Here is a 14,392-nt window from a genome sequence, read left to right as displayed (position 1 = left end):
GAAAGGTGGCTGAGTAGTTACGAATAAAGTTTCACTTTATTTCTTTATTGCATTATACAAAAACTGTGCGTATTGTTCACGTGTTACGAAATTATCTCCTAAAAAATTCCCTTCCCCGTCGCCTTTTGATATTTTATTATCCACTAAAGCTTTCACATATCCTTTCGCCCAATGGCCATTTGGTACATCTTTAAAATTCTCTGCACTATTTTCATTTTCTTTTAACTGAAATACTCTTTGTAGTACTACTGACATTTCATATCGAGTTAATACTCCATCTGGACGGAACATACCATTTCCATAGCCTGTCATAATTCCAGCTTGAACCACTGCATCAATAGCCGTTTCATACATATTTCCTTTCGTATCTGTAAATGCCGTTTTTTGTTCTAGATTATTTTCTAATTTTAAATACCTTTGTATTAGAAGTGCTACTTGTCCACGAGTAATGTTATCACCAAATCCAAATTCACCATTTCCATAGCCTATAAATAATTTTTCTTTCGCTAAGTAATTAATTGCTTCTTCTGACCAATGTCCCTTTGGTACATCTTTAAATTCTACCACTTCTGTTTTCTCATCTTCTTTAGATGTATTACCGTCTTTACTTTCTACTACATTTTGAATAACAGATCCTGTAAAGAAGATTCCTGTATCCGCGAATGGATCTTTCACACCAAATTCATATACTTTCTCACCTGGTGTACTCCATTTCACTACACCATTACTATACGTACCATTATCGCTCTTCAGACGGATTTTCGTAGAAATCTCACCATCTTTTTCATATATAGGTACTTTTACTTCTTTATTTACTTCTGTTTCCTCTAAAAATACTTTTTGATTTTGGACATTAATATAAGCCGTCTTACTTAGTTCTATAACTGGTCGGACATCACGGATTTCATTTGCAACAAAACTTAGAAATACTAATTTTTTTAAATTACTAACTGGTGATAAGTCTGAAATATAATTCGCTTCTAAATCAAGCTTTTGTAAGTTTACTAAACTTGATAATGGAGTAATATCCTTTAACTCATTGTTAGGTAAGTGTAATTGTTTTAACTGTGTCATCTTACTTAGAGGAGTAACATCTTTTATTTCATTTTTCCCGATCCACAATTCTTCTAATTGCTTCATTTGCTCAATGCCAGATAAATCTTTAACTTTATTACGTGTTAATACTAAGTCTGTTAAAGGTAATGAATATAACGCTTTAATATCTTCAATTTGATTACCTGCTAAAGTTAAGTATGTTACATTTTTTAAAGCGCTTAATGGAGCAACGTTCTTAATTTTATTATTTGCTAAATTCAAGTAATCTAGTTGTTCCATTTTCGCTAATGCTGTTACATCTTCTATTTGGTTGCCTGATAGATATAAACTTTTTACATTTTTCATTTCAGTTAGTGGTGCAACGTTTGTAATTTTATTATTACTTAAATCAAGAGATTCTAAATTATCCATCTTAACAAGTGGCGTTACATCTGCAAATTCATTACCACGCAAAGCTAAATGATTTAATTGCTTTAAGTTCGCAAAGAACGACGGGTCTTTTATCTTCGCATTCGCAACTGTTAAAGATTTTAAATTTGGCATATATTTTAATGCACTATAATCAAGTATCTCATTTGTATTTAAAAACAAATCCTTTACTTGTAATAAATCTTCTTTCGTAATTGGTGTATTTAAATCTTTTCTATTAAATACTTTTTTATTAACAAGCTCTCTTAATTTGTTATCTGTTATCATATTTTGATTATCAACTGGATTATCCGTTTCCGTATTTCCTGAATTAGAGTTATCATCTGGTTTCTCTGTTTCTTTGTTACCTACAGTTGGATCTTTAATTTCAAATTGAACTTGATATTTGTGATCATATCCAATAGCTGGAATAAGTATATGCATTTGCATATTGTGCTTCTTCTCAAACTCGCCAATTTCAAATTGAACTACTTTCGTTCCATTCTTCCTCTTATCTTCTGACAAAACCTTCACATCATGAAATACACCAGGCTGGTTTTTATCTTCTATTCTAAGATATTGAAAATAATCGCTATCTTGCATTGTTACAGTGACAATTTTTTTGCCAGCTGCAATCGTTACTTTAGGATCTTTTATATATTGAGAAACCATAGATGGCTCGTCTTTTTGGTCCTTATATATTTTAATTTCAGTATCATACGTGCGATCACTCGCTGCTGCTACCGATTGATTTGCTTCAACTTTTAATGCCGCTAATGCTGGAGTAGAATACGTAGCAAATGGAATTGCTAATGTTGTCGCTACTACTAGCGCCTTCATATAATTTTTTTTCAAAATAATATCCCCTATCATATACAATTTTTATAATTGATAACCATTATCAATTACCCACAAATAAATGATAATGAATATCATTATCATTGTCAATGAGAATATTACATTAAATTTATATTTTTAAAGATAAAAAATAAAAAGCCCTTTATTCAAAGGGCTTTTTTCAGAGTGTTGGGAAACCCTTTAGGGTTCCCAACACTCTGGAATCTTTTTTGATTTTAGCGAATAAAAACAACATAAAATAATAGAATTTTAAAAAATAGCCCTCCACCTGACCCTTTTTGGTCAGGTGGAGGGCTATTTTTTTCATGTTTTGACAAGCTGCGGTGAGATAAGCTTGCATTTGGACAGACTTCAGCCCTCGAAACCGGGCATAGCGGTAGCCATGTAGTTCTTTGGCGTCTGCAAAGCTTCGCTCTATAGTGGAACAGCGTACTTTATACAACCTTTTCCCTGTAGCTGTTAGCTTGTTTTTTCTAGCAATATCCTTATATTTCTCCCACACATGATGAGTGATAACTTTTTGTTTTTGTTTCTTTGAAAAGCACACCTCACGTAACGGACAAACAGCGCAGTCTTCTGGATTCGATTTGTATTGACGGTATCCTTCACGATCAGTTGTTACATATTCTAGAATACATCCCATCGGACAAGCGAAAACATTCATTTCTTCTACATATTTAAATTGGCTTTTCGGTACTTCTTTATTCCGTTTTCCAAATCGGCGATACCCCATCACCATAAATATATTCCGTTCTGATAGTTTCTTACAGATATATCCTGTAAAATAGCCAGCATCAAGGGCAACAGCTTCTACTTTGAAGTCGAATTTATCAATCTGAGCTTGGAGGCGTGCTAAATACGGCTCGGAATCTGCCATATTTCCAGCCGTTACATAGGTATCTGTAATAATATTGTACTTCGCATCAGTCGTACGATGATCCAAGAAATGAAAACCATTTGGTTTTCCATCTCTCATTAAAAATCCACTATCTGGATCCGTTGTACTTATACGAGTTTTTTTGGTAGGGGTATCACTTTCCTTTCTAGGTTTTAATTCTTTTTTCCATGTACCTCACGATCTTCGATTACCGCAGCTTCTAGCTCGTCTATATAAAACTTTGCTTTTTCTTTTTTATATTTATGTACAAATTTATTTTTATTGGCATTGGCCTTAATATGTGTAGAATCTGTCATCAGTGCACGTCCTCCTACCATCCGGTGCTCCGTCGCTTGTCTCACAATCTCATCAAAAATTTCTTCGAAAATATTTGTATGAATAAAACGAGTACGACGATTCCAACTGATTGTAGAGTGATCCGGAATAGTATCCGATAGAGAAAACCCTAAAAACCAACGGTAGGCAATATTCGTTTTAATTTCCTTTTCCAATTGACGCTCAGAACGAATACCGTAAAAATATCCAATAAACATCATCTTAAATAAAACAATAGGATGAATGGACGGGCGTCCATTGTTTTCACAGTAATAAGGGCGTAACTTCTCTTCAATAAAATCAAAACTAATTGTCGCTTCAATTGCACGAAGGAAATGATCTTGTGGAACCAACTCTTCTACAGAAACAGATACACGCTCATCACGATGATTTTTTAAAGCACCCATCATAAAAAATCTCTCCTTTTCCTCTTTTTTATCAGTGTTGACACATAAAAAGAGGTTCAGACACAAAAACAGGCTGTGGAGAAGACTTTCTCCACAGCCTGTAAAAAGCCCTTTATTCAAAGGGCTTTTTTACCTATCGTATGAAGAATTTCACTTTTTTCCTTCTCATTGATGACACCAATTTTTTGCAAAATATTCGCGTACAATACAAGTTTATTATATATTCGTTCTGACATGTTCTCCCTTCTTTCCTTCGACCAACTTTTTTTGTATTGGTAAATTATATGAAAGAGATGAGAAAATGTGTCCACTTTTTGCATAAATGCAAATCTTTTATTTTACGATTTGCAGACAATAAAACTCCCTCCTAAAAATTAGGCGGGAGTTTAGGCACTTTCACTTTATTTAACAAACTGTCCACTGAATATTATGCTTCATAAGTTCTTCTTCAAAACTATATGGCATTTTTTTATCACAAATTACATGTTGAATACGTGAAAATGCTGCTATACGATAATTCCCTTTCACGCCTACCTTCGTATGATCACATAAAATATATGTCTTCTCAGCTAATTTCATCATCGCCTCTGACAATTTCGCTTTCTCTAATTCAAAGCTGGAAACTCCAAAACTAGGTAATAACCCATCAATCGAAACGAACGCTTTATGAAAATGGAATTGCTGTATTACTTGCTGAGAAATAGACCCTGATACACGCGAATGCTTTGGAGATACTTTTCCACCTATAAATAAAACTTCACCGTGAAACATCTTTTTATTAATAGAAGAAATTAATTGTGTTGCGACTGGAAATGAACTTGTTACAATCGTTAAGTTTTTACGATGAACAAGGTATGGAACCATTTGAAGCGGTGTACTTCCATCATCAATTGCAATGACATCACCATCTTCTACAAATGTCGCTGCTTTATAACCAATTCTTTTCTTCTCTTCTATATGTAGCATTTCTCTTTCTAACATTGGCGCCTCTACCCCAGCGCCTGGAAGTTGAACAGCTCCACCATACACTTTTTTCAGCTTCTTTTCACGATCTAATTCTTCTAAATATCGACGAATCGTTTCTGTTGATACAGCAAATTCTCTCGCTAATTCTGAAACCTTTACTTTTCCTTTAAATTCTACCTTTTCAAGAATGGTTCGCTTTCTTTCTTCTCCTACTACAGACATAGATTCACCTCATTTATATCTCCCTCATAAGCTTCCTTGCTTATACAAAGTTATAATTTTCTTTATAAGTAGAAACTTCTTCATGAATATGAATACCGCGCTTTGCTAGTTCATCAAAAATTAATTGTGGATTTTCAAAAGCTTCTTCAGGCGTAACAACACCCACCCTACTTACATTTCCAGTTGCAATTAACTCTGCAGCAATCCCAAATGGAATACCGACGTTTCTCGTATACGCCCTTAATTTTTCCCATCCTACAACAGAACCATCAGATAACGGATGTGTATGATATAACACATGTCTTTGCTTCTCATTATTTTTCATACCTATTACTTCTACATGAAGTGCATAACCATAAAGCTCTGTTTCTTGTCCTTCTTTCGATTGCAATAAATACTGCGAAATACAATCCATAATGCCTATTTCTTTCCCGTTTATTTCAATCTGATCATTACGCAATATGCCGTAATCATATAAAGCACGTACAAGTTGCATATTTTGCTTCGGCCAAGTTCCTCTCGTCTCTATCAGTTTGACACCTTTATTTTCTAGTGCCTTTGCTAACGTAATCGTTTCAGAATGCGGAATGATATACTGCGTTTCCTTACCATAAGGCGCTGGCAATTCTATTTCTCTCGGACGCGCAAACGGAAGTACTTGTTTAAATTCACCATCTTCATACACTGTACGCGATGGTAAATGTGGATCATATTCATATGTCGTTGTCTCTGTAATTGAAGCAGAAAAAGCAATCGGACGATACGAACCGTGACTTACGCGGACAGACTCTACAGTATCCAGTTGATTTGCTGCATGCATTGCCATCATTTGCGTTACACCTGGCGTCATGCCAAACTCAGGCAAACATGTTTTTTCATTTTGAACAAATATAGCATGCGATTCATTTTCTTCACCAAATCCATTTAAGTTCACACCGTGGCAGCCTGCTTCTGCAATACAGCGAGTCGACAATCCGTTTAGCTTTATCGTCGTACCATCCAATACAATGTCATAACCTTTCATTTTTGCAACCGTATCCTCGTGATTCGTTACATCTACTTTTACAAAATCAACACGAGGATCGTTGAGCCATTCTACTACTTTACGGCCTTCTTCCTCGTTAAAATCGGCTACAGTAATCGTCTCAAAAGATGAAAATTGAATTAAATCCAAAATAGCTTCACGACAAATTTTACCTGCTCCACCTAAACAAAATACTTTCACCCAATAACAGCTCCTTTAGCAATACTATCAACTAAGCGATTAATATCTTCTTCATGTACATCACCTATATTTCCAATGCGGAACGTATCTACTTTCGAAATTTTCCCAGGGTAAATAACAAATCCATAGCATTTTAATTCGTTATATAACTGTTGAAACTCGAACTCCCCTTTTGGATAAATGAAAGATGTAATAATAGGAGATTGATATTTCTCATCTACTAGTGGCTTAAATCCGATTTCTCCCATTCTATTCACTAGTAGTTTTTGATTGTTGTAATATCGATTGTAACGTGCTCTTACTCCACCTTCTTTTTCTAACTCAAGTAGCGCTTGATAAAAAGCATGTACAACATGTGTAGGTGAAGTAAAACGCCATTTCCCATTTTGTTTTTCCATCGTTTCCCACTGATCATATAAATCAAGAGATAAAGAGCGTCCTTGCCCTTTACACTTCAATAATTCATCACGTTTTGCGATTACAAATCCGAATCCAGGAACCCCTTGAATACACTTATTCGCACTACTAATTAAAAAATCAATTTGTAAATCAGCAATGTCTATTTCAATCCCGCCGAAACTACTCATCGCATCAACAATTGTAACCTTTCCATACTGCTTTCCTAATTTACATACATCTACAATTGGATTTATAATGCCTGTCGTTGTTTCACAATGAACAACTGCAATATGCGTAATCTCTTTATCTTCTTCCAATAACTTTTCTACTTCTACAATATTAGTAGGTTCCCACTCTTCTGTTTGGCTGACCACTACATCAATCTGTAACATCTCTGCCATTTGTACAATGCGCTTACCGTACGCACCATTTGTACAAACGAGAAGCTTCCCATTTCCCTGAATAACAGAGCCAATTACTGCTTCAACTGAAAACGTACCGCTTCCTTGCATTAACACTGTTGTATATTTCTCTTCTTCCTTCGTCGCTAACGATACAAGTTTAGCTCTTACTTCTTGCACCATCGTATTATATTCAACATCCCACGTACACCAATCGTATAGCATAACTTCTTTTACTGATTTTGTTGTCGTTAATGGTCCTGGTGTTAATAATAAGTAGTGATTTTCATTCATGATCCCGTACCCCTTTTATGAAATAATAAGTTCTTGTTTCTCGATATGTTCCATTACGTTTTCGAGCTCCTGCATCGTTTCAATCGTAAAATGAGCCCCATTTTCAACAAACCGATTACGAACTATTTCTATTTTTTCACGAAGCTCTACCGAATCCATACTCTCCACTTCCTCTTCCGTTAAACCGAGCTCACTACTTCCAAGAATTACACCAACTGTCCACATTCCAGCATTTCTACCTTCTTTCATATCTGATACTGTGTCCCCTACCTTTATCATATGGTTCATCGGATACACACCAAGTTCCATTGCATTTTTATAGCACATCCATGGGTATGGGCGGCCTGCTGGAACATCATCTGGCGTAACAAGAAAATCAGGTTTATATCCTTGTAACGCTGCTTCCTTTGCTACAATTTCCATCATTTCTCTCGTATAGCCCGTTGTTGAACCGATTTTAATGCCTCTCTCACGTAAAGAAGCGATTACTTCTTTTACCTCATCAATCGGCGTAGCATAACTTGGTAAAATAGAAAAGAGAATTTCTTCAAACTCTTCATACATCTCATGGATGTCTGCTTCTGTTGGTAATTGACCGAAGACACGCTTCCACTCATCCGCAATACGAGGCATTTCTGTTAGTGCCCTTACATGATCTATTTTTAATAATCCCATTGGCTTACGTGCTTCTGCTGCTGTAATTTCAACGCCACGTTTTTGAAAAATCTTCATGAATACTTCTAGCGGTGCAAAACATCCGTAATCAACTGTCGTACCTGCCCAATCAAAAATAACTGCTTCTATTTTCATTCAATCCATCACCCTTCTCACTTATCTTTTTTGCCATTGTGACGTTCGGTTACGAAGTGCTTTCGTTCCCCATTCATATACAACTCTTACTACAATATTTGTAACAACAATAAGTACACTCATTGCAGCTGCTGGCGCTACATTTCCTGCATCATCCATATTTACGATTGATACGGCCGCTAGTTTAAAGTCAGCTGCGTATAAGAATACAACCGCTGACACAGTTACCATCGAATTTACGAAATAGTACATGACCATTTCTAAAATTGCTGGTAAACACATTGGTACTGTTACTCGGAAGAATGTTTTATAAAACGGAATACCCATCGACTGCGAAACAAGCTCAAACTCTCGGTCTAATTTCTTTAAGGCAGTCGTTGCCGTGACAAATGTTACAGAATAAAAATGAATGATACTTACTAGTACTAATACAGCAATTGTTCCGTATAAAGAATGAAACGGATTCGTTACTGATAGTCCAAGAATTTGAATCGTTGGTTGACTAAAGAAAAAGACATATCCTAATCCGAGTACTAAACCTGGTATCGCTAACGGCACTATAGAGAAAAAGTAACCTGTTTTTCTGAAAAATTGTAGCTGGTCTATTTTCTCAATTGCATATGCGAATACAAATGTTAAAATCGCCCCAATAACTGCTGTAACTGCTGAAACAATTACGCTATTTTTAAATGCTTCAAGTCCATCTCCTGTTAAACTTGAAAAATTAAAATGCTCAAATGTAAAACTCATATTATATGGCCATACTTTCACACTTGCAGCAATACCAACTGCAACAAATAATAGAATGATCATAAGTGTAATCACACTACAATATATGAATGAGATTACATCTCTTTTCTTATTAGCTACTATTCTGTATGGTACTGCTTTTGAAGATAAGAAATTCGCCTGCTTTCTTTGCGTAATACGATCAACTACAAATGCGAATATAGCTGGGATTAATAAAATCATTCCGACAGTTGCACCCATCGGCATATTTTGCTGTCCAATTACTTGTTTGTATACGTCAGTAGCAAGCACATTATATTGACCACCAACAATTTTTGGTGCCCCAAAATCAGTAAAACTAAGTGTAAACACAACAAACATTGCACTAATTAATCCGTACTTTACACTAGGTAAAGTAACCGTGAAAAATTGCTTTGTTTTACTCGCCCCTAACATATTAGAAGCTTCATATAAACGATAATCAGATCCTTGGAAGGCAATTAGCAATATAAGAAAGGCTTGTGGAAATGTATACATAACTTCAGCTATTACAATTCCTATTGGTCCATATAAAGGGATTTGTATACCTTCAAATAAACCAAACATTCCTTTCGTTACTAGCCCTTGATTACCAAATAAATATGTAAGTGCTATACCGTGCATCATCGTTGGTGCGAACAATGGTAATAACGCTACATACTGAAATACACGCTTTCCAAAAACATTCGTACGGGCAATTGCATATGCGTAAACGAATGCGATTGCAACTGAAATAATTGTTGTTGCGCCCGAAATCCATACTGTATTTTGTAAAGACTGAACTAAAGTTGGTGTTGTGAAATATTTACTGAAATTCGCTAAACCAACGAAAACTCCATCTTTATTATAAAAAGCCTGTGTAAATAGTTGTAATAGCGGTAATACAAGTATGATAAGGAAAGAAAAAATCATACCGATAATTACGAGCCGTTGGATCCATTCCTCTTTCCCTATACTTCTCTTAATCTTTTTTTTCGTACTTTCTACCTTATAGTTTTCTAACATCTCCATCTATACAATGACCTTCTTTCCATATAACAACATATGATTTTCTGAGAAAGAGATTTGAATCGGCTTTCCTTTTCTAATAGCCGTTGCTTCTACTTCTGATGCTAATATATCCACTACAATTTTCTCATTATAAAGGTGTGTGTTTTCTTCTAAGACTCGCACTTCCGTCCGATATACAGATCCGCGAAATTCCATACTTTCCACAACTGTTTTAATACCATCCTTTTGTACAATTGTTACATGTTCAGGACGAATTGCATGTTCTTCGTTATTTTTCGAAAAGAAATTAATAGAACCAATAAAATCTGCCACAAACGGATTGGCTGGTCTTTGATAAATCTCCTCTGGTGTTCCAATCTGCATAATTTCCGCATGATTCATTACAACAATTTTATCAGCCATCGTTAATGCCTCTTCTTGATCATGCGTTACCATAATCGTCGTTACTCCTATTTTCTCTTGCAAATCACGCATTTCCCTACGTAATTTTTCACGCACTTTTGCATCTAAAGCTGATAACGGCTCATCGAGTAACAAAATATCTGGAGACAGAGCGAGCGCACGTGCAAGTGCTACTCGCTGCTGTTGTCCACCAGACATTTGAGCAGGATATTTATCTTTTACATTCAGCAAATCTACAAGTTTTAACGCATCTAGCGCTTTCTCTTTCACTTCTGCTTTCCCATATTTTTTTGTCTTTAAGCCGTATTCAATATTTTCAAGTGCTGTTAAATTCGGAAATAAAGCATACGATTGGAAAACCATTCCGAAGTTTCTCTTTCCAGGAGGCAATGCTGTAATATCTTTTCCATTCACAGCTATACTGCCAGTCGTTGGTTCCTCTAGTCCCGCTAAAATGCGAAGCAACGTCGTTTTCCCACAGCCACTCGGGCCTAATAAACAAACAAACTCATTTTTGTTCACAGTAAAAGAAATATCTTTTAACGCTGTAAATGCATCAAACTGTTTTTGAATGTGTTGAATTGATAAATATTCGCTCATTTTTCTCTCTCCCACTCACTTACTTTTTCGGTTCTGCTTTTTGGCCAAACTCTTTTTCCCATTTTTCTAAAATTTTGTCACGATTTTCTGCTGCCCATTTAAAGTCATTCTTTTTATATAATTTTTCAGTAACATCTTTCGGGAATCCCTCTGGAAGTTTATAATCATTTTTAATTGTCGCAAATCCATTTTTCTCAAAGTATAACTTCATTACATCATCAGTAATTGCCCAATCTAAAAATGCTTGTGCTAATTTATCATTTTTCGCATTATCTTTCTTAATAAGTGCGTTCGCTTCTACTTCCCACCCTAATCCTTCTTTCGGCAGTACAACTTCAACTGGTGCACCTTTTTGTTTCTCTTTTAAAGCACTATAAACCATTGATACACCGACTGGATATTCACCTGCTCCTGCTAATTTCGCTGGTTTTGATCCTGAATGCGTATAACTTGCCATATTATCATGAAGTTTCTTCATGTAATCCCAGCCTTTATCTTCACCCATGATTTGTAGCCATGCAGAAACTGTTAAAAATCCTGTTCCAGATGATGCTGGATGTGGCATAACAAGTGTTCCTTTATACTCTGGTTTCGTTAAATCTTCATATGATTCTGGCATCGGTAAATTTTTCTTCTTTAACTCTTCTTTATTTACAGCAATCCCCGTCATAAATGCAGTATTTCCTACCCATTTTTCAGGTTGCTTATCATCTTTAAATTGCGGAAGAACACGATCTGCTCCTTTTGGAGAGTATCCTTTTAACATATCTTTTTTATCTAAAGCTAATAGACTTGATGCCGCAGTTCCCCATACAACATCTGCTTGTGTATTTTTCCCTTCAGCTAGCAATTTCGCAGTAATAACTCCTGTTGAATCACGTACAATGTTCAATTTCACATCAGGATATTTCTTTTTAAAGGAATCAAGATAAATTGGTACAAGCTCTTCTTCAATTGCTGTGTAAACAGTTAATGATCCAGATAATTTGTCATCTTTCACTTTCGCTCCAGCACTTTCTTCCTTCTTTGCACCACACCCCATTAATAACGAAAATACCATTCCAGTCGCTACAGCTTTAAAGATTGTTTTTTTCACTGTTTCTCTCTCCTTTTTACAAATCTTATGTACAACTCAAATATAAACAACTAGTGTAAAAGCAGTATTAAACCAACATTAATCTTTTGTTTGTTGTTTGTTTTTGTGTAATACGTTGCTACTTCTATGTTTTTTCGCATTTTTCTGCTAATAGAAAACACTAAATTTACAAATAATTAAAAAAACCTTTATAATCCCACAAAAAAATGAGGCGTTTGTAAAAAACGCCTCATTTTTGTTTCCCTTTTTTTGAATTACGATTAGCATACTTTGCGCTATTTTCTCCTTCATACTCTAATGCAAATTCTGCATCTGGTAAGCTTTCTTTCGGAGTTTTATTATTATTGATTGCCGCATTTTGTTTCACTTTTCTTTTTACCAATACATTCACCTGCTCTCAAGAAATCACTTTCTACTCTAGTTTGAAACAACTTAAAATAATTATTACTGGCAAGTGTTAACAAGTACATAAGAGGCGTTAGATGGAAATACTACGTATGAAGAAATCATTATAAAAAGGAGCGATAATTTTGAAGAAAAAAGAAAAGATTCAATCACCAATTTTAGACGAAACGCTCCCGCATCAAATGAATTTTCCATCTTTTAAAGGAACAGGAAAAACGATGCAACAACCTTTTGTGAATCAATATGATGTTGTAATTGGAGACAGTAAATATAATTCCGAGAACAGTCCACTTAACAATTGGAGTGATAAAATAGATCCTGCCATTATGGCTGGCGATGAGTGGATCCATCCTACAAATGATATTGGGTGGATTTCAGAAGAAAATCAAGAGTTGCTAAAAAACGAAGCGGATAATAAAAATGAAGCTTTTATGCATCCACAATTTGGAATTAACGACTAAAAAACCATTCTACCTAACGTAGGTAGAATGGTTTCATACTATCCAATAATAATCCGCTCTTTCGGGTATTTATAGCGAGGTGGTTGTTCCCTTCCACCACTAGCTAAAATAAATGTTAAAATACCAACGCGTCCGATAAACATAAGCACAATAAGTACAAGTTTCCCAACAGTTGTTAAATCAGGCGTAACACCTGTTGATAGTCCCGTCGTTCCGAAAGCAGAACAAACTTCAACAATTAAGCTCATAAGCGGTACATTTTCCGTAATAGATAAAATGAATAGCGCAGTAGCACATAACAAAATCCCCATCGTCATAACGACAGATGCTTTCAGTACATCCTCTTCATGTAGCTGACGTTTGAAGACTCTAACTGTTCTACCACCCCTTGCAAAGGTATATAGTGACAATATACTAACAGCAAATGTTGTTGTACGTATTCCGCCCCCAACCGAACTTGGAGATGCCCCTATAAACATTAATATACTCATAAATAAAAGCGTCGGTTGTGACAATTCACGTATATCCATCGTAGCAAGTCCACCACTTCGCGTCGTCACAGATTGGAATAATGTATAAAATACAGTTTCATGCCATGACTTTCCTACTAAAAAATGATTTCTCTCCAGTAAAAAAATCATAATTGTACCAACAACAACGAGTGCAAAAAATGTTGTTGTCGTCAATTTTGTAAATAATGAAAAACGGAATAATTGTTGTCTCCTTTTACTAAGGAATTGTTTCACTTCCATTAGCACAGGGAAACCAATCGCTCCTAAAATAATTAGTAACATATGAATCATTTGAACAATATAATCTTTTTTATAAGGAATTAATGATTGTCCTGTTAAATCAAATCCGCCGTTCGTAGTCGCACTAACAGCTGCAAAGAAACCGTGAAAATAAGCTTCTTTCCAAGTCGGAAAGTAAAGTAAAAATCTTGTACCTAATAGGATTGCTCCAATAAGTTCTATTGAAATAATTACAATCAAAATAGAACGCATCAATTCTACAAGACCCGATAAATTCCCTTGATTATGGTCTGCCATAATTAATCTTCTTCTTTGCAAACCAATCTTTTTCCCCGTAATGATCCAAACAAATGTACCAAGCGCCATAATTCCTAAGCCGCCTAATTGTAGAATAAGGGCTAAAACAATAATTCCTGCTGTAGTAAACGTATCTGAAATCGTAATAACAGACAGTCCCGTAACGCTTACCGCACTAACCGATGTAAAAAGCGCATCTATAAATGTCCATTTCACACCAGGCTTCGTAACAAACGGTAAACTAAGCAATATCACCGATACAACTACTGCTAACAAATAAAACAAAACGATGAGTTGTACAGGACGTAATTTTTGTAAAAACTTTTTTATATCTCTCATTC

Annotated in this window: 11 protein-coding genes and 1 pseudogene; 1 reads left to right on the top strand and 11 read right to left on the bottom strand. The window is 35.3% G+C overall.

Annotated elements, in window-relative coordinates:
* Positions 1-36: 36 nt before the first annotated feature.
* The 10 genes and pseudogenes from AC3WVZ_RS05500 to ykzP all read right to left on the bottom strand — a co-directional run bounded on the left by AC3WVZ_RS05500 (position 37) and on the right by ykzP (position 12,518).
* Positions 37-2,337 (bottom strand): NEAT domain-containing leucine-rich repeat protein, encoded by a 2,301-nt coding sequence (locus tag AC3WVZ_RS05500; protein ID WP_025921764.1) that lies wholly within the window; start codon positions 2,335-2,337, stop codon positions 37-39.
* A gap of 238 nt (positions 2,338-2,575) precedes the next feature.
* Positions 2,576-3,945: pseudogene (locus tag AC3WVZ_RS05495) on the bottom strand (IS1182-like element ISBth7 family transposase); the annotation flags it as partial.
* A 402-nt stretch (positions 3,946-4,347) separates the two neighbouring features.
* On the bottom strand, positions 4,348-5,130 hold the full coding sequence (locus AC3WVZ_RS05490; RefSeq protein WP_000117666.1) for a DeoR/GlpR family DNA-binding transcription regulator: 783 nt from the start codon (positions 5,128-5,130) through the stop codon (positions 4,348-4,350).
* A 40-nt stretch (positions 5,131-5,170) separates the two neighbouring features.
* Positions 5,171-6,355 carry a saccharopine dehydrogenase family protein gene (locus AC3WVZ_RS05485; RefSeq protein ID WP_233936173.1) on the bottom strand — a complete coding sequence of 395 codons (1,185 nt, stop codon included), beginning with the start codon at positions 6,353-6,355 and terminating at the stop codon, positions 5,171-5,173.
* Positions 6,352-7,449 carry a 2-aminoethylphosphonate--pyruvate transaminase gene (phnW, locus tag AC3WVZ_RS05480; protein ID WP_065381900.1) on the bottom strand — a complete coding sequence of 366 codons (1,098 nt, stop codon included), beginning with the start codon at positions 7,447-7,449 and terminating at the stop codon, positions 6,352-6,354. The genes AC3WVZ_RS05485 and phnW overlap by 4 nt, the downstream gene beginning before the upstream one ends.
* 15 nt (positions 7,450-7,464) lie before the next feature.
* Complete coding sequence (gene phnX, locus AC3WVZ_RS05475) at positions 7,465-8,259, bottom strand: phosphonoacetaldehyde hydrolase (RefSeq protein ID WP_000687397.1); 795 nt, start codon at positions 8,257-8,259, stop codon at positions 7,465-7,467.
* Between the two features lie 21 nt (positions 8,260-8,280).
* On the bottom strand, positions 8,281-10,038 hold the full coding sequence (locus tag AC3WVZ_RS05470; RefSeq protein ID WP_233936171.1) for a putative 2-aminoethylphosphonate ABC transporter permease subunit: 1,758 nt from the start codon (positions 10,036-10,038) through the stop codon (positions 8,281-8,283).
* The gene (locus AC3WVZ_RS05465; RefSeq protein WP_233936169.1) at positions 10,039-11,040 is read right to left on the bottom strand and encodes a putative 2-aminoethylphosphonate ABC transporter ATP-binding protein; all 1,002 of its coding nucleotides are present in this window, start codon (positions 11,038-11,040) and stop codon (positions 10,039-10,041) included.
* Positions 11,041-11,059: 19 nt separating this feature from the next.
* On the bottom strand, positions 11,060-12,136 hold the full coding sequence (locus AC3WVZ_RS05460) for a putative 2-aminoethylphosphonate ABC transporter substrate-binding protein (protein ID WP_000750893.1): 1,077 nt from the start codon (positions 12,134-12,136) through the stop codon (positions 11,060-11,062).
* A 229-nt stretch (positions 12,137-12,365) separates the two neighbouring features.
* Positions 12,366-12,518 (bottom strand): protein YkzP, encoded by a 153-nt coding sequence (gene ykzP, locus AC3WVZ_RS05455; RefSeq protein ID WP_000240799.1) that lies wholly within the window; start codon positions 12,516-12,518, stop codon positions 12,366-12,368.
* A gap of 148 nt (positions 12,519-12,666) precedes the next feature.
* On the opposite strand from ykzP, the gene AC3WVZ_RS05450 reads away from it, so the two are divergent.
* Positions 12,667-13,002: a DUF3905 domain-containing protein gene (locus tag AC3WVZ_RS05450; RefSeq protein WP_000726025.1), complete on the top strand. Its 336-nt coding sequence runs from the start codon at positions 12,667-12,669 to the stop codon at positions 13,000-13,002.
* A gap of 38 nt (positions 13,003-13,040) precedes the next feature.
* On the opposite strand, the gene AC3WVZ_RS05445 is transcribed toward AC3WVZ_RS05450, so the two are convergent.
* Entirely contained in the window at positions 13,041-14,390 is a 1,350-nt protein-coding gene (locus AC3WVZ_RS05445; protein WP_001204705.1) for a TrkH family potassium uptake protein, read from the bottom strand.
* Between the last annotated feature and the right edge of the window lie 2 nt (positions 14,391-14,392).

Source organism: Bacillus sp. CPT56D-587-MTF (genome assembly GCF_058792335.1).
Note: the sequence above shows the minus strand (reverse complement) of the source record. Positions and strands in the feature narration are given on the sequence as shown.